The following is a 25,043-nucleotide window of genomic DNA, read 5'->3' as shown; positions in this document are numbered from 1 at the left end:
CGACAGCGATCGTCCGGAGGTGAACCTGCTTCCGCGCAGTGAAAAATTCCTCGTTCCGGTAGGTGCGGAGCCGTCCCCGGAAGACGTGACGTGCGGTGTTGCTCGGAGTCGATTGCGCCGAAAACGCCCTCCGCTGTTTCCCGGGGGCAGGGTTTATAGTGCAGGCACCCGAAAGCAGACCGCCTCCTCTTCCTTCGCCCCGGTTAGGTGTCCGTGTCCGGAATGCCGTCAGTCCCGGCACAGCCCGTAGCGATCGGTTCGGTAACGCTCGGTCTCGCTGGAGCCACCGCACCGATACGGTTCTGTGCTGGAAGTTCGCCCCGCCGACTGCGAGCCTGCCCGCCGCCGGACCGCTTTCCCCCCGACAACCCAGACGACGATTGCGGGATCACACGCATGCGCCGTTCCCCGACGCCAAGTTCACTCGAAAGAGGTCGCCTGCTAAGCGGGACCGACCGGCCGACGCCGAGGTGGTGCTCGTGACGGCGTCGACTCCCCCGCGCGAGCGGGCACGGTTAGGCCAGTGGCGGAACTGGAGCCTCTCGGTCAAGTTCGCCGCGGTCGTGCTGGTCCCGGTGATCTTCGCGGTCGGCCTCGGCATCTCCCAGATCCGCTGGCAGGTCGACCAGGCCAACGAGTACGAGCGCGTCGCGCACGTGCTGGACGGCGCGCAGAAGGTCGAACCCCTCGTCGCCGCGCTGCAGAACGAGCGCAACGCCGCCGTTCTGATCAACAACGCCGAGGAGCTGGACCGGCGGGTCGCCGAAGTGGACGCCGCCTTCGCCGCCGTCGACGAGGAGATCGGGCACTCCGCCGGTCCCGGTGAGATCGACTACGGCCAGATCGTCGACGACCGCCACCACGAAGTGCACACCGCGCTCGAACAGCTCGACGGCGCGCGCGAAGCGGTCCGCCGCGAATCGCTGTCCACCCCCGACACCATCAACGCCTACAGCGCCGCCATCACCTCGGTGCTGTCCCTGGACCGCGCGCTCACCAGCACCGTGTCCGAGCCGACGCTGGCCGCCACCGCATCGGCGCTGCAGGACATGCTCGCCATGATGGAAGAGGTCCGGCTCCAGCAGGCCTGGGTGCTCAGCGGACTCTCCCAGGGCCAGCTGGCGCCGCAGTCCGGCGACGCGCTGCAGGGCTCTCGCGCCCGGCTCGTCTCCAAGATCGCCGACGCCCGCGCCACCGTCGCCCGGCACTGGCAGGAGCGGCTGGACGCGACCACGCAGGGCCCGGAGATCGTGCAGCGCAACGCGATGCTCACCCAGGTCCTGATGGCCGGGATGAGCGGTGGCGAGCTGCCGGTGACCGCGGCCCAGTGGAACGACATCTCCGACCAGGTGGTCGGGCTCATCGACGACGGCCACAACGACCTCGCCGACGAGGTCCGCGCCAGGGCGAGCGAACTCCGCGAGGACGCGGGCAACGCGGCGGGCTGGGACTCGGCGCTGCTGCTGGCCTCGCTCATCATCGCCGCCGCGGTGATCACCACGATCACCCGCCAGCTGATCGGCTCGCTGCGCCTGCTCCGGCAGGGCGCGCTCGACGCCGCCCAGCACGGGCTGCCGGACGCCGTCGCGGGCATCCGGTCCGGTGAGGAGGCCCGCGAGCTGCGGCCGCTGCCGGTCCGGACGACCGAAGAGGTCGGCCAGGTGGCGCGCGCCTTCGACGAGGTGCAGGCGCAGGCGCTGCGGCTCGCCGCCGAGCAGGCCTCGCTGCGGCACGGCTACAGCGAATCGTTCGTCGGCGTCTCCCGCCGGAGCCAGGGCCTGCTGGAACGCCAGCTGCGGCTGTTCGAGCAGCTGGAGCAGGACGAGGAGGACCCGGACCAGCTGTCCAGGCTGTTCCAGCTCGACCACCTCGCGACCCGGATGCGCCGCAACAACGAGAACCTGATGGTGCTCTCCGGCAGCGACCTGGCCCGGCGGTTCGTCCGGCCCACCGAGCTCGGCGACATGCTGCGCGCCGCCGTCTCCGAGATCGAGCAGTACCCGCGGGTCGTCGTGCAGCCGCCGCCGCAGGTGCGGCTGCTGGGCCACGCGGCCAGCGACCTGGTGCGGCTGATGGCCGAGCTGATGGACAACGCGGCGAACTTCTCCGCGCCCGACACCTCGGTCACCGTCTCCAGCTACCAGGCAGGCGACGGGTCGATCACCGTGGACGTGCTCGACGAGGGCATCGGCATGGGCGACCAGGAGCTGGCCGCCGCCAACGAGCGGCTGTCCCGGGTCGACGAGAACGACCTGGCGACCTCGCGCCGGATGGGCCTGTTCGTGGTCTCCCGGCTGGCACTGCGCCACGGCGTCACCGTGCAGCTGCACGGCGGCCCCGATGTGGACGGTGTGCGGGCCACTGTGAACATCCCCGCCGAGCACGTGGTGGCGGGCGCGTCCGTCCCGCAGCAGCCGACGCCCGCGATGGGCGGGCAGCGCAACGGCGTGGCGCACCACGACATGCCGACCTCCGGTTCCTTCGGGACCGGCCCGCAGCCGATGACGTCCGCCCTCGACGGTGCGCAGCACGACGACACCGGGTTCGTGTGGAGCGCGGGCGGCGAGACCGGGTTCAGCACCGCCGAGACCGGGTTCAGCACGGCGGAGGGCGAGACCGGCTTCAGCACGGGCACCGGATTCGCTGCCGAGACCGGGTTCGCTGCCGAGACCGGGTTCAGCACCGGCTTCGGCACCGCGGACCCGGTCGGTCCCGGCGGCGCCGACCCGGCGGAGACCGGGTTCAGCACGGCGGAACCGGACGGCGAGCGGAACACGTTCAACACCGGCTTCCTCACGCCCGGCGGCGCGTCGAACTCCCCGCTGCCGAAGCGGGAACCGGCGGCCGGCCTCGTCGGCCCCTCGCAGCAGGAGCCCGCGGGCGACCTCGGCAGCCTGTTCACCCCGGTGGACATTCCGGAGCAGGCCGACTCGCACGACTTCGCCGCGGACTGGACCTCCTCGGACCTGGCGTGGCCGCCGGCGCCGGAGGACGCCCCGGCCGCCGCGGACGACGCCTCGTCGCCGATCTTCGAAGAGGTCTCTACCCAGTGGTTCCAGCCCATCACGGACGAGGACCTCGACGAGTACTCCCGCGAGCAGGAGGCGCGCCGGGAATGGCCCGGTGACGAGCAGGCGACGTCCATCATGGACAGCGGTTCCTGGTCGTTCACCGCGGATTCCGCGGCGGAGGCCGAAGCCGAGGCGAAGGCCGCGGAGGCCGTCGACGCCCCGGAACCCGGCTTCACCGACTCCGGCCTCCCGCGGCGGAACGGCAGCGGCCCCGCCGAGGAACCGGTGGTGCACGTCGACGAGCACGACCCGCTCGGCATCGGCGAGCTCGACCAGGACCGCGCGGACGCGGCCCCCGCCGCGGGTTCCCCGGCGGAGCGCAGCCCGCAGGAGCTGAGCCGCAGACTGGCCGACCTGCAGGGCGGCCTGCGTTTCGGGAGGAACGGCGCCATGACCTCGTCGTCGCAGGACGGTTCCGACCCGGGCCCCGCGCAGGCGGACGGCCCGGACCTGCCGGCCGGGAGCTCCAGCCGGATCGCCGACGACGAAACCCCGGCGGCGAACGGGAACGGGAACGGCGGCTGGACCTTCGCGACCGACGAGTCCTGGCGCCAGGCCGAAGCCGTCACGAACCTCAGCCCCACCTCGTTCACCGAGTCCGGGTTGCCCCGCCGCACCCCCAAGGCGCAGCTGGCCCCGGGCAGCGCGCAGGCCGGTCCGAGCAGGCCGGAGGGCCAGCGCCCCGAACGGGACGCGAGCGCGCTGCGCGGCAGGTTGTCCAGCTTCCAATCCGGTGTCGAGCGCGGCAGGCACCGGGCGCCGGACGAGTCGTAGGGAGGGCGCGTGCGGAACTCGAACGTCGTCGTCGATGGTCCCCACCGGAAGAAGGAGCGCTAGCCAGGCCACTGAGGGCGCGGCGGACCGCGTCCGGTTCCACCGATTCGGCAACACGGAGTCGTTCGGACAGACCTCGGCGATTCCACGACCACAAGCCAGGAGGTTGCATGACTCCCCAGGAGACGATGTCCCGGCGGTTCGGGTGGCTGGTGACGGACTTCACCCAGCGCGTCGCCGGCGTGGCGCACGCGATCGTGGTGTCCGCGGACGGACTGCTGCTGACCGCTTCGGCGAACCTGCCGCAGGACCGCGCGGAACAGCTCGCCGCGGTCTCGTCCGGTCTGCTGAGCCTGACCAACGGTGCCGCGAAGTGCTTCGAAGCGGGCGAGGTCACCGAGACCATCGTGGAGATGCAGTACGGCACGCTGATCCAGATGGGCATCAGCGACGGTTCCTGCCTGACGGCGCTGGCGGCGCCGCAGTGCGACATGGGCCTGATCGCTTACGAGATGGCGATGCTGGTGGAACGCGTCGGCCAGATGCTCACCCCGGAGCTGCGGCACCAGCTGCAGGGCGCGAGGAATCCGTTCTCCCGCCCGGCCGCGGTGAGGTGACGCGATGAGCGATCCGGAGTTCGGCGAGCAGGACCGAAGACGGGACGAGCCGGACGAGAACACCTTCGCCGACGTGATGAACGGGTTCACCTTCGACAGCGGCCGCGGCAGGCGCGGGCGCCGGAAGAAGGCGGACCAGGCGGAGGACTCGGCCGCCGAGCAGGGCCCGGGAGACGCGGGTGCACCGCAACCCCAGTCGGGGCAGCCGCACTCCCGGCGGCCCACCGCCCGGCCTCCAGCGGATCCGTTCGACCGGCGCGATCCGTTCGAAACCCCGCTGGAGTGGGAAACGCAAGGCCCGACGTACCGCGAACCGGACGCGGACTGGGGCGGGTCCCCGGAACCCGGTTCGGGGACGGCGGGATCGGCTCCGTGGACCGTCGGGGGGCAGCCCGCGGGCCGACCGGAAGCGGGGGGTGGTGAACCGGTGCCGGAACAGTCCAGGGGGGCGTTCGGCGCACCGGAGCGAGAACCGGAGCCGCAGGCCGAGGTTCCCGCGGCCATCCGCTCGTACACCTGGACCGGTGGCCGGACCAGGTCGAACTACGAGCTGCAAATGGAGACGCTCGTGTCCACGAGCGAGGCCTACCGGCCTGGCTCGGCGGGGCGGATGGAACACGAGTCGATCGCTGAAATGTGCCGGCATCCCAGGTCGGTGGCCGAAGTCGGAGCGCTGCTCTCCGTTCCGATCGGGGTGGCTAGGGTGTTGCTGGCCGACATGGCGGAACTGGGGATGGTCACCGTGCACCAGACGGTGACCGAAAGCGGTAGCGCACCACACCTGTTGTTGATGGAAAGGGTATTGAGTGGACTCCGTCGGCTATAGAGCTCCCCAAGGAGGCGCTCGGGGGCCGGTCGCCCCCCAGCGCGGTGCCACGACCTCGGCGAAGATCGTCGTCGCGGGCGGATTCGGTGTCGGCAAGACGACGTTCGTCGGCTCCGTCTCCGAGATCGTCCCGCTGACCACCGAGGCGGTGATGACGGAGGCCAGCGCGGGCGTGGACGACCTCGCGGCCACACCGGACAAGAGAAGCACCACGGTCGCGATGGACTTCGGCCGCATCTCGCTGGATTCGGACCTGATCCTGTACCTGTTCGGCACGCCCGGGCAGCAGCGCTTCTGGTTCATGTGGGATGACCTGGTCAAGGGCGCGATCGGCGCGGTGGTGCTGGTCGACACCCGGAGGCTGGCGGATTCGTTCTCCGCAGTGGACTTCTTCGAAGACCGCGGGCTGCCCTACCTGATCGCGGTGAACTGCTTCAACGGCGAACTGCAGCACCGCATGGAGGAGATCCGGGAGGCGATGGCGATCGGGCCGCACGTGCCGATCGGACCGTGCGACGCCCGGGACCAGCAGTCCACCAAGCAGGCGCTGATCGCCTTGGTGCAGCACGCGATGCGGCACTGGCAGCAGCAGGGACAACCGGGCGGCCAGCAGATCGCGCGGTGAGTCCCGCGGCGGACCGGTCCGCGCGCCGGTGACGGGGAACTCCCCGGCCGGATCGCGGGTGGTGGGCCGTACAACTCGATCGAGCAAGTGGGCGAGCGCGCCTGCGGAGCGGATGACCGCTCTGCGGCGCGCTCGCTGTTGTGCGGGGGATGAAAGGTCGGCGGGGGCGGGTTTCCGGGCGGCTGCGGGGATCTCAGGCGGGTTCTCGGGGGTGCTGGGGCGGCCCGGGAGGTTCGGCGCGGGTTCCGGGGAACGGCGGGTACCGGGTCCGGTGGTGCCGGTCGGGGGAGCGGTGCGCGGTGTCCGCCCGGTGGCGCGATCGGCGGCCCTGGCGGGGAGCCGGCGCGCGGGTGTGCGGCGGGCGGGGTGCGGCCGGGGTCGGGTGGCGTCCTGCGGTCGGCGGTGGAAAACCCCGTCGCAGCGCGGTTTTCCCGGTTCGCGGGGCGGTGGTGCGGCGGGACTGTCCACCTTGATCAGTGGATCTTCGGCGCCGAGCTGCGGTGCGCGGTGGCGCACCGCCCGGGGCGGTGCGGCTGGGCGACAGGTGCCGCCGAACGGCGTGATCGCGTTTTCGCTGCCATGCCGGGACTTTTCAAGTGGCTCGGTACCGATTCGGGCTGGTTGGCGCACTCGTGGAATACCGTCCGCTGTGGACGAAAGAGCGGAAGTCGGTTCGGTTCGGGCCTTCGGACATTCACCCAATTGAAAGAGTGCGCGCATCGTTATCGTGCGGCTAGCATTCTTTTATAGCGGCCAGTGGTCGACTACTTCCACTTCTCAAGATCACTTGAAACGCGCGGGACCGACTGCGCGACCAAGATCTTCTTGGTCGGCGGATTCCGTCGTGCCAGGTGGTTTTCCCAGTCATGCAAGGCGATCTGATGAAAGGTGGCCACTGTGGACTTCGACGCGCTCTTCCATTCGCACTTGGCGGCGATTCGAGCCAGCGTCCACGAGGGTTTTCGATTCCGGTACCTGCCGACCGGGCGGGACGACGAGTTCGTGCTGCAGGGATTCCGCGTGGAGAACGGGGTGATGGACACGTTCCTGGCCCATGCGGCCGATGACGCGGTCGCCGCCCGGTACCGGCTTTCCGACCTGGAACTCCCCGATCCTCCCGCGCTGTGGCGGCGGGACGGGCCGGTGGACGAGGTGGTGCAGGCGTTGCTGGCGCTCCCCGCCCACGGGGCTCGCGGATCCCCGGTTTCCGGATTCCCGGTGCACTTCGGCATTCCGCGCCTGCGGCGACCGCGCGGTGGCGCACTCGATCCGAATTCGCCGCCGGACGTGCTCTCCCGCATTCCGCAACCGCGCTGCGGCGGGTGCGGGCCACGATCGGGCGCCCCGCGCGGTTCCCGCCACCTGGGAGGTGGCCGATGAACGTGAAGAAGGACTTACCGATGACCTGGCACTTCGAACGGATCTCCGCGCGCGAGTCCTACACGTTCCGCTGGGGGCGCGGCTCCGGAATGATCACCGTGCACCGCGGGGACGCGCGCGGTTCGCACAGCGACGACAACCTCGTCGATTGCGTGCAGGTCGGCATCGACTGGATAGACGACCAGGACGTGCGGGTGCAGGCCCGCAAGTGGATCAGGGTCAACGCGGGACGTGGCGTGCGATGAATGCGCCGCTCGTCGCACAGCGCATTCCGGCCTGGAGTGCGCGGTCGATTCCGCGCCGCCGGTTCCGGGCCGGATCGCGCACCGCGCGCCCGGCCGCTCGCACCGCCCGGCGCGACGGCGGAACGGGGTGGGCGCCGCGCTCGCGACCGCGTCGGACGACCGCGGGAGCGCGCGGCGAACCCGGACGTGGCGCCGGCGGGGCGCGCGCACCACCAGGGAACTCCCGCGCGGCGGCGGCTCCCCCGGAATTTCGCGAGCCGTTACCCGCGCGACCCCGCCGGTCGGAGCGCGCGGGGTAGACCGGTGGGCGGGGCCTCCGCACCGGAAGTCCCGCCCACGCAGCCGGAATCGCGCGCGACGCCCGGCGGAACAGGAGGTGCGCGGTGAACGTCCTGCCGCCCGCGCCCACCGCGGAACTGCCCGCCGAGTGGTCCTGGTGCCCGGACTGCTCGGGAACGGGCCTGCTCGACCCCGATCCGGCCGACCCGGCACCCGCCGTCGCGGAGGAGTGCTGGACCTGCCGGGGCCTCGGCGCCGGGGCGCGGCACGTCCTGTGACCGGACCGATCCGGCCGGTGCCCACCGCGGCACCGGCCGGATTTCCGCGTCCGGGCGGGGAACCCGGACCGCGGGGACCGGAGCGAACCGGTCACCGGCTACCCGTTCGCCTGACGTCCGCGGTCCACTACCGTGAGGTGGTTGGTTCCGTGCCGGGAGGAGGCCGCGGGTGGCGACGCAGCGGGTCCCGCCGGACGTGTTCCGCTTCGCGGTCGGTGCTCAGGCCGAGTCGTACTCGGCGATCCTGCGCGCGTTCGCGGACGCGGCGCAGCGGTGGGAGGGCTCGCTCGGCATCGACGACGTGCGGGACCGGGTGCGGGCGAGCGGCTGGCTCGACGCGCTCGGCGACGGAGACCTCGCGGAACGGCTGAAGAAGCTCGCCGAGTGGGGGCTGCTCGACGTCGTCCAGCACCACGCGGAGGACTACCGCACCGCCGCCGAGTACGAGCGGCGCAACCTGCACTACGCGTTGACGAAGGCGGGCGCGGCGGCCTGGTCCGGGCTGCGGCACGCGATGGCGAGCTTCGACGAGACCGGCGCGTTGCCGACCGCGGTGCTCGACGCCATCGCCGACCGGCTCGCCGAGATCGCCGCGCTGCTGGCCGAACCGGGTTCGGCGGACCGGCGGTTGTGCGCCGCGGTGCACGAGCTGGAAGGGCACCTGGAATCGCTGCGCACCGGCACCGCGCACTTCCACGCCGAACTGCGGCGGCTCCAGCGGTCCGACGACCCGGGCGAGTTCGACGAGGTGAAGGCGGCGACCGTCGCGCACCTGCAGGAGTTCACGACCGACCTCGACCAGCGCCGGCCCGCGATCTCCGCCGCGCTCGCCGAGGTGGAGGCGCACGGCGTCGCCGACCTGCACCGGCGCGCGCTGCGCGGCGCGGACCTGCCGCCCACCGCCGACGAGCGGGACTGGCTGGAGCGGCGGGCGGCGAGCTGGGGGACGCTGCGGGACTGGTTCCGCCCGGCGGACGGCTCGCCACCGCGCGCGGAGCTGCTGCGCGCCGCCGCCCGCGGAATCGTCGGGGAGCTGCTGCGGGAGCTGGAGCGGATCACCGAGGCCCGCAGCGGATCGTCCAGCGCCGCGGCCGATTTCCGCGAACTGGCCCGGTGGTTCACCACCGCCGACCGGGACGAGGACCTGCACCGCCTCTGGTCCGCCGCGTTCGGGCTCGGCCCCGCGCGGCACGCGCACCTCGCCCACGAGGACCCCGAACTGGTGGCGCCCGCGACGCCGTGGACGCGGGCCCCGCGGGTGCGGGTTTCGGCGCTGCTGCGCAGCGGCGGGCGCGTCGAGAGGTTCGGCAGCACCGGGAAGGTGCGCGACGTCGCGCAGCTCGCCGCGTTGCGCGCGGCCCGGGCCAGGCAGGAGCGCGCCGAGCTGGACGCGGCGTGGCAGCGGCTCGCCACCGGCGGCGAAGTCCGGCTCTCCTCGTTCACCGGGCTCGAACCCGGCGTGCTCGACCGGCTGCTGGACCTGCTGGGGCGCGCCCTGGCGAGCCGCGCCGACGACGCGGGCGTGCGCCGTGCCCGCACCGGCGACGGACGGGTCGAGATCGAGCTGTCCGACCCGGCGGACGGGCGCACCGCCGAGCTGCGCACCGAGCGGGGAACGCTGTGCGGCCCGGACTTCGCGGTGCACGTGCGGCTCGTCGCCGACGGCGCGGTGGAGGCGGGCGGATGAGCAACCTCGCCAACCAGCTGGTCATCGCGGAACGCGCCGACCTGGCCCGCGGTATCAGGCTGCTGCTGGGCAGCCCGCTGATCCGGGCCGCGACCGACCCGGACGGGTTCGACCTGGTGCGACGGCGCGCCGACACCCTCGCGAGCTGGTTCGACCACCACTGCGGCTGGGCGCTGGTCGTGGAGCCGCGGCAGGGGTACGCACGGCTCGCGAAGGTGCGCTCCGACCCGGACGCGTCCCGGCCCGCTCGGCGGGACCGGGGCAGCCGGGCGCCGTTCGACCGGCGGCGCTACGCGCTGTTCTGCGTGGCCGCGGCGGAACTGCTCGGTGGTCCCGCGACGACCGTCGGACTGCTCGCGGACCGCGTCGCGCAGGCCACCGCGGCCGATCCGGTGCTGCCCGGGTTCGACCCGGCGCTGCGCGCCGAGCGGATGGCGTTCGTGGACGTGCTGCGCGCGCTGGAGGGCTTCGGCGCGCTGGAACCCGTGGACGGCAGCACCGAGGACTACACCGACTCCGCCGGAGCGAAGGTGCTGTACCGGGTGGACGCGACGCTGCTGGTGCGGCTGCTGGCCGCGCCGAACGGGCCGTCGCGGCTGCCGGACGGCGACCGGCTCGCCGGGATGCTGGCCGAACCCCGCTACGGCGGTGCGGGCGCCACCGACGTGCAGCGCGCGCTGCGGCTGCGGCATTCCGTGCTGCGCAAGCTGTTCGACGACCCGGTGGTGTACTGGGCCGACCTCACCGCGGAGCAGCGCGAGTGGGCGACCTCCCGCACCGGCCGGGAGAACATGCGGAAAGCCGCCGAGCAGGGCGGGTTCGCGGTGGAGGAACGCGCCGAAGGCGTGCTGCTGGTCGACCCGGAATCCCTCGCCACCGACGGCAGGTTCCCCGACGACGGCGACAACGCGAAGGTCGCCGCGCTGCACCTGCTGGATTCGCTCGGCGCCTCCCGCGCGGGGCTCACCGCCGACCAGCTGCGGGAGGACGCGGAATCGGTGCTGGACCGCTCGCCGGGATCGGCGCGCACCTACCGCTACTCCGACGGTCCGGCGCGGCTGGTGGCGGACGCGGTGGCGGTGCTCGTGGACTTCGGGCTGGCCCGGCGGGACGGGGAGCGGATCGTCGCGCTGCCCGCCGCCGCCCGCTACACCATCGTGTCCGGTTCCCCTGACTCCGCTGGAGGAAACCCGTCGTGACCGCTCCCGAAACCGCCGCGGTCCGCTGGCGCCCGTCGCGCGCCGGGATCCTCAACGTGTGGCGCTACTACGACGAGGTCTTCGAGTTCCACAACGGACGGTTGCTGCTGCGCGGCCCGAACGGCACCGGGAAGTCGAAGGCGCTGGAACTGCTGCTGCCGTTCCTGTTCGACGCGGACCTGCGGGCGAACCGGCTGTCCACGTTCGGCAGCGCGGAACGCACCATGCACTGGAACCTGATGGGCGAGGGCGCCTCCGGCGTCACCCGCGTCGGCTACGCGTGGCTGGAATTCCGCTGCGGCGACGGGTGGTTCACCTGCGGCGCCCGGTTGCAGGCCAGCAAGCACACCGCCGAGGTGCGCGCGGACTTCTTCACCACCTCCCGGCGCGTCGGCGTGGACCTGCGGCTGGTCAACGGGAACGACCAGCCGTTGACGAGGACCGCGCTGGAGGAGCGGCTCGGCGAACTCGGGACCGTGCACGACACGCCCGCCGAGCACCGGGCAGCGGTGCGCGCCGCGCTGTTCCCGGAGCTCACCGAGCCGCGCTACGAAGCGCTCATCACCGCGCTGCTGCAGCTGCGCACCCCGAAGCTGTCCGAGCGGCTGGACCCGAACCTGCTGTCCACGCTGCTGTCCCGCGCCTTGCCACCGCTGGGCGCGGCCGAGATCTCCGAGCTCGCCGAGGGGTTCGAACGCCTCGACCGGCGCCGCGAACAGCTGGCGCGGCTCGACGAGCAGGTGCGGGCCGCGGACGCCGTCGCCGACCGGCAGTCCGGCTACACGCGGCGGGTGCTGCGCGCCGCGGCCGCCGACCTCCTCGCCGCGGACGCCGACCTGGACCGGGCCGCCGAGGAGGCCGCGGACGGCGCGCGCCGCCACGAGCGGACCGCCGCCGACCGGGACGAGGTCCTGGCGCGGCGCGGTGAGCTGGCGCGGGAGGCCGACCGGCTCCGGGCCCGCATCGCCGGGCTCGCCGACGGCCACCACGAGGCCGCCGAGCTCGACCGGCTGCACGCCGAGACGACCGAAGCCGAGCGCACCGCCACCGCCGCCCGCGACCGGGCCGACCGGCGCGCCACCGAAGCCGACGCGGACGCGCAGCGCGCCGCGGACGCCGACGCCCGCGCCGCCGCTGCCGCCGAGCGGGCGGTGCGCGCCGAGCGGGACGCGCGCGGGCACGCCGAACCGGTCGGTCTCGCCGGAGCGTTCCAGGAGGCCGCGGGCACCGCGGACCGGCGGCGCGCCCGGCTGCTGCTGCGCGCCGCCGCGCGCAGCGAGCACGACCGCACCGCCGAGGTCCGCGCCGCCGCGGACCGGCACGACCGGGCCGTGGCGGCCCGCACCGCCGCCGAGCAGCACCTGGAGGAAGCCCGGGGCGAGCAGGCCGCCGCGGCCGAGCGCAGCGCCGAAGCCGCCCGGGCGCATGCGAACCGGCTCGACGCGCAGGCGCAACGGGTGCGGGACTGGGCGGCGGGCCTGGTGGAACTGCCCGTCGACGACCTCGACGCCGCCGCGCGCGCCGGCACCCGCGCCGCGCTGCTGGCGCTGCTGCACCCCGGCTACCTGACCGCCGCGGCCGAGCTGGGGCGTGCGCACGCCGCGGCCACCGCGCGCCGGGACGAGTGCCGGGCCCTGCTCGCCGAGCTCACCGCGCGACGCGACCGGGCCGACGTCCCGGCCGAGGACCCGCAGCGCCCCGGTGCCCCGCTGTGGCGGCTGGTGGCGTTCCGCAGCGGCACCACCCCCGGCGTGCAGGCCAAGGTCGAGGCGGCGCTGCACTCGGCGGGCCTGCTCGACGCGTGGGTCGGCCCGGACGGGGTGCTCGACGGCGAGGGCACCCGGCTCGACCCGGCCCGGCTGCGTCCGGTGGACGGGACCTCGCTGGTGGAGGTGCTGCGGCCCGAATCGGGCGGGGCGGTGGACCGGGACCGGATCTGGGCCGTGCTGCACGGGATCGGCTACGGCGCGGCGGCGGTGGACCCGGCCGAGGATCCCGCGGGCGCGGGCAGGCACCGCAGCGCGGAGACCGCCCCGGAAGCGGCGATCGCGCCGGACGGCAGGTGGCGCCTCACCGGGCTCACCGGCGACGGTTCGGCGCCCGAGGTCGCCCGGATCGGCAGCACCGCCCGCGACCGGGACCGCAAGCGCCGCGACGCCGCGCTGGACGAGCGGATCGAGGAGGTGGCGGCCGAGCTCGCCGAGCTCGACACCGCGGCCGGTGCGCTGGACGCCCGCCGGGACGCGCTGCGCGCCGAGTGGGAGGCCGCGCCCGACGACAGCGCGGTGCGGGACTCCCGCCGGGCCGCCGACGTCGCCGAAGCCGAGGCCGCCGCCCGCGACGGCCTCGCGCACCACCGGGCCGAGCAGGTCGCGGCGGCCGCGGACGCCGCGCGGCGAGCGGGGGACCGGCTCACCGAGCTCGCCGCCGAACTCGGGCGGCCCGCGAACCGGTCCGCGCTGGACGAGCTGGACCGGCGCGTCGCGGCCTGCACCGACTCCGCCGCGGACTGGCTCGACGCCCGGTTCGCCGCCGACGCCGAACGGCGCGCCGCCGACACCGCCGCCGAGGTCGCGCGGCGCTCCCGGGACGTCGCCGCCGAACGGCGCGCCGAAGCGGAGGAGGCCGAGCGGGACGCGCTGCGCCGCGCCGAGCGAGCCGACGCCGTGCGCGCCGCCCTCGGTACCGCGGACCGGCAGGTGCTGGACGAGCTCGCCGAGCTGCGCGCCGGCCTGCACGACGTGGAGCTGCGGCGGGACCGGTCGACCGACCGGCTCGTCGAGGTGGCCGGGCGGCTCGGCGCGCTGGAGCACCGGCGCGCCGCCGACACCGCGCGGCACGAGGCCGCCCGCGCCGCCCGCGACGCCGCGGCCCACCGGTTGCGGAGGCACGCAGCAGTCGGGTTCGCGGTCGACGCCGGGATCGAACTGTCCGAATTGGACGATGGCGGTGCGGTGCTCGCCGCGGCCCGCGAGATCAGCGGTGCCTGGGAAGCGCTCCCGCACGGCGCGAAGGACCGCGCCGACGCGCTCGGCAAGCTCGCCGAAGCCGTGCACGGCGGCCGCCACGTGCTCGCGGACCGCGCGGAGCTGCGGCTGGAACCCGGCGAGGACGCGCAGCTGTTCGCCGCCACCCTCGACGGCGTGCGCCTCGGCGCCACCGGGCTGCGGGACGCCCTGCGCGCCGAGCGCGACCGGCTGCGCGCGGGCCTCACCGGTGCCGAACGGGAGCTGTTCGACCAGACCCTCACCGGCGAGACCCGCAGGCACCTCGCCGCCCGCATCCGCCAGGCCGGGGAACTCGTCGACACCATGAACGCCCGGCTCAAGCGGGTCCGCACCGCGTCGAAGGTCGCCGTGCGCTTGGTGTGGGAAGTGGACCCCAACCTGCCCGCCGGAACCGGCGCCGCACGCGAACTGCTGCTCACCGACCCGGAACGGCTCGACGACGCCGACGAGGACGTGCTGCACGCCTTCTTCCGGGAACGCGTCGACGAGGCCCGGCGGCACGGCACCGCCGCCGGGTGGGAGGGGCAGCTGGCGCAGGTCTTCGACTACACGTCCTGGCACCGCTTCGGCGTGCAGATCGACCGGGCGAACGGGGAGGGCTGGCAGCTGCTCACGAAACGGCTGCACGGCGCGCTCTCCGGCGGGGAGAAGGCCATCGCGCTGCACCTGCCGCTGTTCGCCGCCGTCGCCGCGCACTACCAGGCCGTGCCCGCCGCGCCCCGGTTCATCCTGCTCGACGAGGTGTTCGTCGGCGTGGACGCCACCAACCGCGGGCAGGTGTTCGACCTGCTCACCGCGCTGGACCTGGACCTCGTGCTGACCAGCGACCACGAGTGGTGCACCTACCGGGAGCTCGACGGCATCGCCGTCCACCAGCTCATCACCGGCGACGGCGACGACGCGGTCACGACCGCCCGGTTCGTGTGGGACGGGCGGGCGCTGGCGGAGGAACGCGGTGCTCCCTGACGGTCTGCGGCGAGCCGAGTTCGCACCCCTGTGGCGGGCGGTGCACGACCGGCTCTCCTCGGGCCGGGCCGTGGACCGGGTCCGGGTGGGCCCGCTGGACCGGCGGCAGCGCGAAGCGCTCGCGGGCCTGCTCGGCGCCGACCGGCTGCCCGCCGACCACGTCACCGTGTCCGTGGCGCGGCTGGACGCGGTGCTCGAACCGCACTGCGGGATGCGCTGCCGGGACATCGTCGAAGAGCTGATCGGCCCCGTGCAGGACCGGGCGCTGCAGCGGGAACGCGCCCAGCGGCAGCGCGCCGCGCTGTGGGAGTGGTTCACCGAGCACCCGGTGGTGCGCGCCCAGCCCGCGCTGGCCGGGTGGGCGGAGCAGGTGCGCCGCGGCGGCCTCCCCGGCGGAACTCCCGCCGCGGCGGGACGACTGCTGGACGCGGCGCTGCACGTGCTGCACGCGCTGCCCGCGCCCGGCACGCCGCTGCCCGCCTTCGCCGAGGCGGTGCTGGGCGATCCGCGCGCCCTCGACCCGGGCGGATCGCTGTCCGGACTCGTGCTGCGCGCGCTCGCCGAGGTGCACGGCGTTCCGCTGCCCGCCAGCGACGGCCAGCGCCGCGCGCTGTGGCGGTGCGCCGGGATCGGCGAACCCGGACTGCCCACCGCGGTGCTCAGCGCGGGGATGCAGCCGGTCGGCGGACGGCTGTGCGGCGAGATCATGCGCTCCTGCACCGCTTCCGGGCACGCCGCCTCCACCACCCTCGACCAGCTGCGCGACGCCGGCCGGATCGTGCTCGGCGAGCCCGACGTGTGGGTCGTGCAGGAACCGGCCGTGCTGGAGCGCGCGCTGCGCCGGTTCGGCCGCACCTGCCCGCCGCTGGTGTGCACCTCCGGCTGGCCCAACGGCGCCGCGATGCTGCTGCTGCGGACCCTCCGCGCGGCAGGGGCGCGGCTGCACCACCACGGCGACTTCGACGGGGAAGGGCTCCGCATCGCCGCGTACGTGCAGGCCAAGGCCGGGGCCGTGCCGTGGCGGATGAGCACCGCCGACTACCTGGCCGCGCTGGACCGGCACCCGGCCGGACCCGGTGCCGGGCGGATCACCGACGCGCCCTGGGACGCGGCGCTCGCCCCGGCGTTGCGGGAGAACCGGGTGGCGGTCCCGGAGCTGCGGGTGGCCGACGAACTCCTCGACGAAGCGGTGTGGCGGACGCCGTGACCCGAGCCTGCCCCGGCGCGGAACTCGCCCGGCGGGCGGTGCTGCCCGCCCTCCGCGTTCGCGGGCGCCGTCGGCTCAGGCCGGGAACGCGGTGCCGGTCGAGGCGTTCTCCCAGCGCTCGACGTCGCCGAGGAGTCGTTCCGCGTTGGCGCGGGTCCGGCCGACGGCGTCGGCGCCGAGCACCAGGTGCATCGGTGGCTCCGGGGCGGCGACGGCATCGAGGATCACCTCCGCCGCCCGCGCCGGGTCACCGGCCTGCGCACCGTCCGTGCGCTGCATCGCGGCGACGGCGGCTCCGGTGTCGGCGTAGTCGTCGAGGGTGGCGGCGGTACCGCGCCGGGAGCGCTCGGTGAGGAACTCGGTGCGGAAGTGGCCGGGCTCGACGACGGTGACGCGGATGCCCAGCGGCGCGACCTCCTGCGCGAGCGCTTCGGACGTGGCGCCGAGCGCGGCCTTCGCGCCCGCGTACAACCCGGATCCGGCGCCGGGGGCGAGCCCGGCGATGGAGGAGATGTTGACGACGTGCCCGGAGCGCTGGGCGCGCAGCAGTGGCAGCGCGGCCTGCACGACGCGCAGCGCGCCGAAGAAGTTCACCTCGAACACGTGCCGCGCTTCGTCCGCCGAGGCCTCCTCCACGGCGCCGAGCAGCCCGTAACCCGCGTTGTTCACCACCACGTCGAGGCGCCCGGCGACGCGGTGCGCGGCGGCGATCGCGGTGGCGGCCTGCTCCGGGTCGGTGACGTCGAGCGGCACGGTGTGCAGCGCGCCGCCCGCCGCGTCGAGGTCGGAGTCGCCGGTGCGGGTGGTGCCGACGACGGTGTGGCCGCGGCGCAGCGCGGCTTCGGCCAGCGCCCGGCCGAAGCCGCGGGAGATTCCGGTGATGAACCAGACGGACACGGGGTCCCCCCTCGCGATTGGTGATCCACTGTGGACGGCCCGGTGCCGGGCCGATGGCTCCACGCTAGGCACCGGAGTCCCGCCGAGGGAGGGCGTGGCACTGCCACCCGGACCGCTTCGCTCCGTCAACGGCCCCCGACCGCCGATCGAGGGCCGGACGCGAGCATCCCCGCCCGGTCAGGACTCCCGGAACGTCGCGCCGGGCCTCGGTCCGCGAGGCGAACGTCAGAGCATCGCCAGGAGCATGGCGCCCATGCCGATGCTCATCGCCCCGTGGCAGGCCGCGTCCCACGCCAGCCGGGTGGCCCGCGGATCGGCCGGGGCGCCGGTGGCGTCGGCGGTGTTCAAGTTGTGCCGCGCCGTGTCCACCGCCGTCGAGATCCACGCCACCGAGGACAGCACCAGGAACGCCCCGAGCACCGCCGACACCAGCAGCACCGGCACCGGGGGCCCGGCGGCGGCCGCGGGCGCGGCCAGCACCCCGGACGCGGGAGCTCCCGCCGCGTGGTGGTGGTGCCCGCCACCGGAGTCGTGCGCACCCAGCATGAGCAGCGGCATCGCCGCCACCATCCACACCATCGCCACCGACATCACCGCGTGGTGCGCGTGCGCCAGCCGCGGCGAGCCGTACCCGTGGGCGCACGGGACCCGCAGCACCGCGAGCGCCGCGAACCACACCGCGGTCGCCGCGAACAGCACCAGCTGCGGCGTGGCGGGCACGCCCATGCCCCACGGCCACACCATCGCGATCATCAGCAGGCTCATCGCCAGGTGGCTCGCCGAGCTCAGCCGATCGCTCGGCCGCAGGCCCGGTCGGGTGGCGCTGATCGCGCACCACACCGCCGTCACCGCGAACAGCACCGTCAGGACCCAGCTCAGCAGCAGCGATTCGACCACGATCAGACTCCGGTGCTCCGCCGGGCGCGCGCGCCCAGCACGATGTCCACGACGAGGAACAGCAGCAGCGACGCGCCCAGCAGCGGCAACGCGTACGCGACGAACGCGGCCACCACGATGATCGGCGCCATGATCCGGCCGGGGACGCGCCGCCACGCCCCCCGCTCCGGCGCCCGGCCGAACCGGCCACCTCCGCGGGTGGGCCTGCGCAGCCACCACATCCGGTAGCCCCAGAAGATCATCGAGAGCAGGCCGAGCATCAGCGCCGCCAGCACCAGCTGGTTCGCCAGCCCGAACAGCAGCCCCATGTGCGCGTCGATGCCCCAGCGGGACAGCTTCGCCATCAGCGGGTAGTCCGCGAACCGGATCGTCTCGGTGATCGCCCCGCTCGACGGGTCCACCGCCACCTGGTCCTGCTTCGTCGGCCAGCTGCGCTGCACCTGCTGCACGGTGTAGGCGGAACCGGCATCGGCGGGCGGCGTGATCTCCACCGGACCGTCCAGCCCCGCGCCGAGCGCGGCCGCGTGCACCCGATCGATGCCCACGTCACCGGCGGGTGCCGCCGGCAGCTCGGTGGACACCGCCGGGGTCTCCCACGACAGCTGCTCGCGCACCGCGGTCACGTTCTCGCCCGCGTGCACCGACCAGGTCAGGCCCGTCGCGGACAGGAACAGCAGCCCGAGCGCCGCCCACAACCCGACCGCCCCGTGCCAGGACAGCACCCGCCTGCGACCCGCCGGGCGGAACTCCGGGGCCAGCAGCAGCCGGGCGCGCCGCTCGCGGCGGGTGCGCCCGATCCACAGCGCCGCACCGCCCAGCACCACCACCCACAGCCAGCTCGCCGCCAACTCGCTGTAGAGGCGGCCCGCGTCGCCCAGGTGCAGGCCGCGGTGCAGGTTGTCGATCCACGCGCGCAGCGGCAGCGCCTGGCCCGAGCCGTAGGTGACCAGGTCGCCGCGCACCTCCAGCGTGTGCGGGTCGACGAACACGGTGCGCAGGTAGCTCTCCGGCAGGTCCGGCGCCGCGAAGATCACTTGGGTGGTGTCGGTGCCGGTCGCGCCCGGGCGCACCGCCTGCACCTGCTCGCCGGGGCGCACCTCGCGGGCCGTCGCGATCTGCTCCGACAGCGGGTGTGCGGTCGCCGCCGCGGGCACGTGCAGCTCCCGGGTGTAGACGGCCTGCTCCAGCTGCGGCGTGAACACGTACACCAAGCCCGTCAGCGCGGCCACCACCAGGAACGGCGCGATGAACACGCCCGCGTAGAAGTGCAGGCGCAGCACCAGCGGGCGCAGCACCGACCACGTCGACGGGCTCGCGGGCCGATCCGCCACCGCGCTCCCGGACGAGTCCGGGGCCTGCTGCTCCGCGAGACCTGGATCCGTCGCCATCGCCGCTCCTGTCCTCAGCCGCTTCGGTCGATCCACTAGTCGCCTGATCATCGTGCTTGGTTCCCGCTGTGACATCCCCCTCCACGATGTGGGAGCGAACGGGGGCGGGCGTTGACCCGTTCGCCGAACGCGTGCGGGGTGAACGGACCGCGCGTCCGGGGGAGGGGCGGTCACCCCGCGCCCGCTCGGTGGGCTCGTTCTCGGGGTGAACGGACCGTTCGTCCGATCTAGTTGGTCGAACGGTCCGTTCGCTCAGGTGGTGCGAGTGAGGTCACAGGGGGTGCGCGGAACTCCCGCGGGCGGGCGCGCGACCAGTCCGGGAGCGGGCAGCTTCCCGCTTCCGGGGCGCGCGGGGTCCGTTCGCCTCGGGGACGTCGAGCACGAGGACAGCGCAGTGCCACCACCCGGTTCGCAGCCCCCGCACCGCCTGCCGTGGATCGCGGGAGCGAGCATCGCGGCCCTGGTGTCCGCGTTCGTCGCCGTCTTCCTCGGCGAGTCCGGCTACGCGCCGCTCGGGTTGTCCGATCCGGGTGCGGTGGTTCGCGTCGGGATCGGACTGGTGCGGCTGGTGACCGACGCGTCCGCCGCGATCACGTTGGGATCGCTGGCGTTCGCCGCGTTCTTCACCTCGCCCCGCGAGTCCGGCGGCATCGCACCGGATGGGTTCGCCGCGGTCCGCGCGGCGGGCGCGGCGGCCTGGGTGTGGGCGGTCGCTGCGGTGCTGATGATGCCGTTCGAGATGGCGGACGGGACGGGGCACCCGCTGCGCCGCGTGCTGTCGCCGGACGCGTTCACCGGGTTGTTCAGCGCCATGTACGAGCCGACGGCCTGGGCGATCACCGCCGGTGTCGCGCTGGTGGTGGCGGTCGGCGCCCGGACGACGCTGCGGTGGCGACCCGCGCTCGGGTTGACCGCGCTCGCCGCGTTCGCGCTGCTGCCGCCCGCGGTGGTGGGTCATTCGGCGTCCAACGCGGGCCACGACTTCGGGACCAACGCGATCGTGCTGCACGTGCTGGCGGCGGCGCTGTGGATGGGCCTGCTGGCGGCGGTGATCGCGCACCTGCGGCGCGGTGGCGCGCACCGGGAGCTGGTGCTGCGCAGGTACCGCCGGTTCGCCGGGGTGAGCTGGCTGGTGCTGGCGGTCTCGGGGCTGGTGGACGCGCTGGTGTTGATGCCGCTGTCCGACCTGGGGCGTACCGCGTTCGGCGTGCTGGTGCTCGCGAAGATCGTGCTGCTGGTGCTGCTCGGCGCCTGCGGCAGCTGGGTGCGGCGCCGGTCGTCGGCACCGGTGGTGCTGCTGTCCGCCGAGTTGTCGATCATGCTGGTGTCGGTCGGCGTGTCGATGGGCATGGCGCAGACGCCACCGCCGAACCTGCTGGACCGCGGGGTGAGTTCCTCGGAGGTCATCCTCGGCTACGACCTGCCGGGACCGCCGAGCGCGTGGGGATTCCTCAGCGCGTGGCGGTTCGACCTGGTGCTCGGGCTCGCCGTGGTGGTGCTCGCCGGGCTGTACGTCGCGGGGGTGCGCCGGTTGCGGCGGCGCGGTGACGAGTGGCCGGCCGGGCGGACCGCGGCGTGGCTGGCGGGCTGCGCCACGGTGCTGGTCGCGACGTCCTCCGGGCTGGGGGTTTACTCGTCCGGGGTGTTCAGCGTGCACATGCTGATGCACATGGTGCTGAACATGCTGGCGCCGGTGCTGCTGGTGCTGGGCGGCCCGATCACGTTGGCGCTGCGGGCATTGCCGACCGCGGGCCGGGGGAATCCGCACGGCGCCAGGGAAGTGCTGCTGGCCGTGGTGCATTCGCCGGTGGCACGGGCGGTGGCGCACCCGGCGATCGCGACGGTGCTGTTCGTCGGCTCGTTCTACGCGCTGTACTTCACGCCGCTGTTCGAGAACGCGATGTCCGAGCACTGGGCGCACGAGCTGATGAACGTCCACTTCGTCCTGGTCGGCTACCTGTACTACTGGACGGTCATCGGGGTGGATCCGGCGCCGAAGCCGCTGCCGCACCTGGGGCGGCTGGGCATGGTGTTCGCGGTGATGCCGTTCCACGCCTTCTTCGGCGTGATCGTGATGGGCATGAACGACGTGATCGCGGAGAACTTCTACCGCACCCTCGACCTGCCGTGGGCGCAGGACCTGCTCGCGGACCAGAAGCTCGGCGGGGGCATCGCGTGGGCCGCGGGGGAGGCGCCGCTGGTGGTGGTGCTGATCGCGCTGCTCACCCAGTGGTACCGGCACGACGCGCGGGTGGCCCGCCGCGCCGACCGCTCCGGGGACGAGGAACTCGCCGCCTACAACGCGATGTTGGCGAAGCTCGCGGAACGCCGCTGAAGGCTGGGCGAGCTCCTGCTGCGAAGTGGGTGGGGCGGCGGAACCTCAGCCGTTCCCTCGCTGCGGGATCGTTTTCACCAGTGGCTCCGCCACGGGAGAAAACGCTGTCCTCGCGAGGAAGCGGCTGAGAACCCGCGGGTGGTCCCGTTGCTCGGGTGGTCGTTTGCTCAGCGGCTTCGCTGCTGACAGGAAGGAGTCGAGAGCAGCAGGGCAGGTTCGAAGACGGGCAAGTGAGGTTCTGCCGCCCGTTCCGCCTCGTGAACGGGGGCTGGGGGGGAGTCCTATGCTCGGCGGATGCGGCCACGTGGGGTTCGGTTGCGCGTCGAGGAGCTGCGGGGGCGTGACCAGGAGCGGGACCGGGCCGAGCCTGGGCGGGCCCGGGGTCGGGCGTTGGCCTGGTTCGTGCACGGCTGCGCGCTGATCGACCTGGACGTGACCACGAGCAGCGTGGTGGAGCTCTACCGGGAAGTGCTCGCCCTGCTGGACGATCCGTCGCAGCACCGCACCGGCAGCGGGTGGGAGCGGGCCGTGCTGCACTGCGTCGACCTGCTGCGGGAGCCGTTGGCGGAGGTGGCGGCCGATCCGCACCGGCACGCCTCCCGCGACGAGCGGCTCGCGCTCGCGCCGCTGGTGGAGATCCCGCGGCAGGTCCTGGTCGGCCCGGATGACGCGGAGCGGAGCTTCCCGATGGCGTGCTGGAACGCGGCCGGTGCCCTGCTGGACGGGGTGCTCTCGCCGTACCGGGCCGTCGGTTTCGTCGTCTGCGTCGGCTACTTCTCCCAGGATCAGGACCTGACGTGGGTGCGGGAGTGGCAGGTCCGGTACGAGGACGAGCCGGACGCGCGTCCCGCGCTCGATGCGGAGATCCGGGCGTGGGCGCGCGATCGGGTCGTCGGCCGGGACTAGTGCGACCCGGTCGCGCTCGTCGCCGCTAGTCGGTGCGCAGTCCGGTGAAGCGCCGCAGCCGCAGGCTGTTGGACACCACGAAGAACGAGGACAGCGCCATCGTCGCGCCCGCGATGAGCGGGTTGAGCAGCCCCAGCGCGGCCAGCGGCAGCGCGGCGAGGTTGTAGCCGAACGCCCACAGCAGGTTCCCGCGGATCGTGCGCAACGTGGCCCGCGCCAACCGGATCGCGTCCGGCGCCACCGTCAGGTCCTCCCGGACCAGGATCAGGTCGGCGGCGTCGATGGCGATGTCGGTGCCGGTCGCGACGGCCAGTCCGAGGTCGGCGGTGGCCAGTGCCGGGGCGTCGTTCACGCCGTCGCCGATCACCGCGACCACGTGGCCCTCGGCGCGGAGGCCGCGCACCACTTCGGCCTTCTCATCGGGCAGCACCTCGGAGATGACCCGTTCGATGCCGACCTCGTCGGCCACCGCCCGGCCGGTCGTGGCGTTGTCGCCGGTGAGCAGGATGGTGCGCAGCCCGAGCCGGTGCAGTTCGGCGACGGCCCGCGCCGCGGTGGGTTTCACCGCGTCGGCCAGCGCGAACACGGCGACGGCCGCGCCGTCCTCGCCGCAGAGCACCGCGGTGCGGCCCTGCGACTCCCAGCTCTCGCGGAGCCGGTCCAGCTCTGCGGGCACGTCCCAGCCCCGCTCGTCGAACAGCGCGCGGCGGCCGATGAGGACGTCGCGCTCCTCGACGACGCCGTGCGCGCCGAGCCCCGGCCGGGCCGCGAACGAGCGAACCGCGGGGAACCGGTCCGCTGTAGCGTCCACTTCGGACGGTGCGTCGGTGTCGGTCGATCCGCGTTCGGCGCCCGCCGCGCCGGAATCCGCCCCGGTGCGGGCGATCGCGGCGATCGCGGCGGCCACCGCGTGCTCGGAGGCGTCCTCGACGGCGCCCGCCCGGCGCAGCACCCCGGCGCGGTCGCGCTCCGGCAGCACGTGCAGCTCCACCACCGACATCCGGCCCTCGGTGACGGTGCCCGTCTTGTCCAGCACCACGGTTTCCACGTCGCGGGTCGACTCCAGCGCCTGGTAGCCCTTGATGAAGATGCCCAGCGTGGCGCCGCGCCCGGACGCCACCATCAGCGCCGTGGGCGTGGCCAGGCCCAGCGCGCACGGGCAGGCGATCACGAGCACCGCCAGCGCCGCCGTGAACGCCCGGTCCGAGTCGCCGGTCCACAGCAGCCAGGCCAGCAGGGTCAGCGCCGATCCGGCCAGCACGGCGGGCACGAAGTACGCGGAGATCCGGTCCGCGAGCCGCTGCACGGCGGCCTTCCCGGACTGGGCCTCGGCCACCAGCCGCAGCATCGCCCCGAGCCGGGTGTCCGCCCCGACCTGGGTGGCCCGCACCACGAGGCGCCCGTCGAGCACCGTCGTGCCGCCGAGCACCGCGTCCCCGGCGCCGACCTCGACGGGCGCGGATTCACCGGTCATGGCGCTGCGGTCCAGCGCACCGCGGCCGTCCTCGACGATCCCGTCGGTGGCGACCGTGCCGCCGGGCCGCACCAGGAACCGCTGCCCGGCGCGGAGTTCCGCCGCCGGGACCTCCCGCTGGGAACCGTCGTCGAGCAGCACGGTCACGTCCTTGGCCCGCAGCGCGGCCAGCGCGTGCAGCGCGTCCCCGGCCCGCCGCTGCGCCCGCGCCTCGAAGTAGCGGCCGGCCAGCACGAACGCGGTGACGCCCGCCGCGACCTCCAGGTACAGCGCGCCCTGCGGGTTCAGCAGCAGCCACCAGCCGGGCTCCCCGACCGGGTCGGGCCGGGCGAACATCGCGTACAGCGACCAGCCGACGGCGGCGGTGACGCCCAGCGACACGAGGGTGTCCATCGAGGACGCTCCGCGCCGGGCGCCGCGGAGCGCGGCCCGGTGGAACGGCCACGCCGCCCAGCCCGCCACCGGCAGCGTCAGCGCCACCAGCAGCCATTGCCAGCCGGGGAAGCGGGACTGCGGCACCACCGTGAACAGGATCGACAGGTCGCACAGCGGCACGAACAGCACCACCGCGACCAGCATCCGCCGCCACAGGTCGCGCGCCCGGTCCGGCGCCGCACCGCCCGCGGCGGGCTCGGGCTCCGCGTCCGGTGGGGGCACCGGTTCCGCGTCGTAGCCGGCCCCGCGCACGGTGCTGATCAGCTGCTCGACCTCGTGTTCGGCGGAGAGCTCGACGGTGGCGACGGCCGTCGCGTAGTTCACGCCCGCCCGCACCCCGTCGAGCTTGTTGAGCTTGCGCTCCACCCGGGTCGCGCAGGCGGCGCACGTCATCCCGCGCACGGCCAGCTCGACCTGCCGGGGTGGTTCCGTCGCCGTCGAGCCGTGAGGCGGTCCGGTCGGCTGGGTCGTCGTCGGGGACATCGGGCAAACCTCTCGCGGAACTCCGGTGGCCCGCGATCAGGCCACCCGTGCACACAGTCGGTCCGG

Annotated in this window: 17 protein-coding genes; 13 read left to right on the top strand and 4 right to left on the bottom strand. The window is 74.2% G+C overall.

Translation table 11 applies throughout. The annotated features are described in order from the left end of the window. Positions 1 to 479 precede the first annotated feature (479 nt). From H1226_RS25540 to H1226_RS25490, 11 genes are all read left to right on the top strand, one after another. A complete protein-coding gene (locus tag H1226_RS25540; RefSeq protein ID WP_258343504.1) occupies positions 480 to 3,845 on the top strand; it encodes a sensor histidine kinase in 3,366 nt (1,121 codons plus the stop codon). A 170-nt stretch (positions 3,846 to 4,015) separates the two neighbouring features. Continuing rightward, positions 4,016 to 4,462: a roadblock/LC7 domain-containing protein gene (locus H1226_RS25535; RefSeq protein WP_224961914.1), complete on the top strand. Its 447-nt coding sequence runs from the start codon at positions 4,016 to 4,018 to the stop codon at positions 4,460 to 4,462. A 427-nt stretch (positions 4,463 to 4,889) separates the two neighbouring features. Beyond that, positions 4,890 to 5,288 carry a DUF742 domain-containing protein gene (locus H1226_RS25530; RefSeq protein ID WP_258343501.1) on the top strand — a complete coding sequence of 133 codons (399 nt, stop codon included), beginning with the start codon at positions 4,890 to 4,892 and terminating at the stop codon, positions 5,286 to 5,288. After that, the gene (locus H1226_RS25525; RefSeq protein ID WP_224961919.1) at positions 5,269 to 5,913 is read left to right on the top strand and encodes a GTP-binding protein; all 645 of its coding nucleotides are present in this window, start codon (positions 5,269 to 5,271) and stop codon (positions 5,911 to 5,913) included. The genes H1226_RS25530 and H1226_RS25525 overlap by 20 nt, the downstream gene beginning before the upstream one ends. A gap of 897 nt (positions 5,914 to 6,810) precedes the next feature. Then, positions 6,811 to 7,293: a hypothetical protein gene (locus H1226_RS25520; RefSeq protein WP_258343499.1), complete on the top strand. Its 483-nt coding sequence runs from the start codon at positions 6,811 to 6,813 to the stop codon at positions 7,291 to 7,293. Positions 7,294 to 7,313: 20 nt separating this feature from the next. Then, on the top strand, positions 7,314 to 7,538 hold the full coding sequence (locus tag H1226_RS25515) for a hypothetical protein (RefSeq protein WP_224963029.1): 225 nt from the start codon (positions 7,314 to 7,316) through the stop codon (positions 7,536 to 7,538). Positions 7,539 to 7,921: 383 nt separating this feature from the next. After that, complete coding sequence (locus H1226_RS25510; protein WP_258343497.1) at positions 7,922 to 8,095, top strand: hypothetical protein; 174 nt, start codon at positions 7,922 to 7,924, stop codon at positions 8,093 to 8,095. A gap of 169 nt (positions 8,096 to 8,264) precedes the next feature. Next, a complete protein-coding gene (locus tag H1226_RS25505) occupies positions 8,265 to 9,782 on the top strand; it encodes a TIGR02677 family protein (protein WP_258343495.1) in 1,518 nt (505 codons plus the stop codon). After that, on the top strand, positions 9,779 to 10,981 hold the full coding sequence (locus H1226_RS25500; RefSeq protein WP_258343489.1) for a TIGR02678 family protein: 1,203 nt from the start codon (positions 9,779 to 9,781) through the stop codon (positions 10,979 to 10,981). The genes H1226_RS25505 and H1226_RS25500 overlap by 4 nt, the downstream gene beginning before the upstream one ends. Continuing rightward, entirely contained in the window at positions 10,978 to 14,955 is a 3,978-nt protein-coding gene (locus H1226_RS25495) for a TIGR02680 family protein (RefSeq protein ID WP_258343487.1), read from the top strand. The genes H1226_RS25500 and H1226_RS25495 overlap by 4 nt, the downstream gene beginning before the upstream one ends. Beyond that, positions 14,945 to 16,162 (top strand): TIGR02679 family protein, encoded by a 1,218-nt coding sequence (locus H1226_RS25490; protein ID WP_258343485.1) that lies wholly within the window; start codon positions 14,945 to 14,947, stop codon positions 16,160 to 16,162. Before H1226_RS25495 ends, H1226_RS25490 begins: the two co-directional genes overlap by 11 nt. A 75-nt stretch (positions 16,163 to 16,237) precedes the next feature. On the opposite strand, the gene H1226_RS25485 is transcribed toward H1226_RS25490, so the two are convergent. The 3 genes from H1226_RS25485 to H1226_RS25475 form a co-directional block, all read right to left on the bottom strand. Then, a complete protein-coding gene (locus H1226_RS25485; RefSeq protein ID WP_258343483.1) occupies positions 16,238 to 17,059 on the bottom strand; it encodes an oxidoreductase in 822 nt (273 codons plus the stop codon). 225 nt (positions 17,060 to 17,284) lie between these two features. Further along, positions 17,285 to 17,956, bottom strand: coding sequence for a DUF5134 domain-containing protein (locus H1226_RS25480; protein WP_258343481.1), 672 nt, complete (start codon positions 17,954 to 17,956; stop codon positions 17,285 to 17,287). A 2-nt stretch (positions 17,957 to 17,958) separates the two neighbouring features. Continuing rightward, on the bottom strand, positions 17,959 to 19,344 hold the full coding sequence (locus H1226_RS25475; RefSeq protein ID WP_258343479.1) for a PepSY-associated TM helix domain-containing protein: 1,386 nt from the start codon (positions 19,342 to 19,344) through the stop codon (positions 17,959 to 17,961). A 394-nt stretch (positions 19,345 to 19,738) separates the two neighbouring features. On the opposite strand from H1226_RS25475, the gene H1226_RS25470 reads away from it, so the two are divergent. Together H1226_RS25470 and H1226_RS25465 are read left to right on the top strand one after the other, a co-directional pair. Next, positions 19,739 to 21,679, top strand: a complete 1,941-nt coding sequence (locus H1226_RS25470) for a bifunctional copper resistance protein CopD/cytochrome c oxidase assembly protein (RefSeq protein ID WP_258343478.1) — start codon at positions 19,739 to 19,741, stop codon at positions 21,677 to 21,679. A 294-nt stretch (positions 21,680 to 21,973) separates the two neighbouring features. Then, positions 21,974 to 22,585, top strand: a complete 612-nt coding sequence (locus H1226_RS25465) for a hypothetical protein (RefSeq protein WP_258343477.1) — start codon at positions 21,974 to 21,976, stop codon at positions 22,583 to 22,585. A gap of 25 nt (positions 22,586 to 22,610) precedes the next feature. Here the strand turns inward: H1226_RS25465 and H1226_RS25460 are convergent, their stop codons facing one another. Further along, a complete protein-coding gene (locus tag H1226_RS25460; RefSeq protein ID WP_258343475.1) occupies positions 22,611 to 24,977 on the bottom strand; it encodes a heavy metal translocating P-type ATPase in 2,367 nt (788 codons plus the stop codon). Positions 24,978 to 25,043: the final 66 nt, after the last annotated feature.

The sequence above is a fragment of the Saccharopolyspora gregorii genome (assembly GCF_024734405.1).
GTDB lineage: Bacteria > Actinomycetota > Actinomycetes > Mycobacteriales > Pseudonocardiaceae > Saccharopolyspora_C > Saccharopolyspora_C gregorii.
The sequence above is the reverse complement of the archived record's forward strand: the minus strand, read 5'-3'. Positions and strand labels throughout refer to the sequence as shown.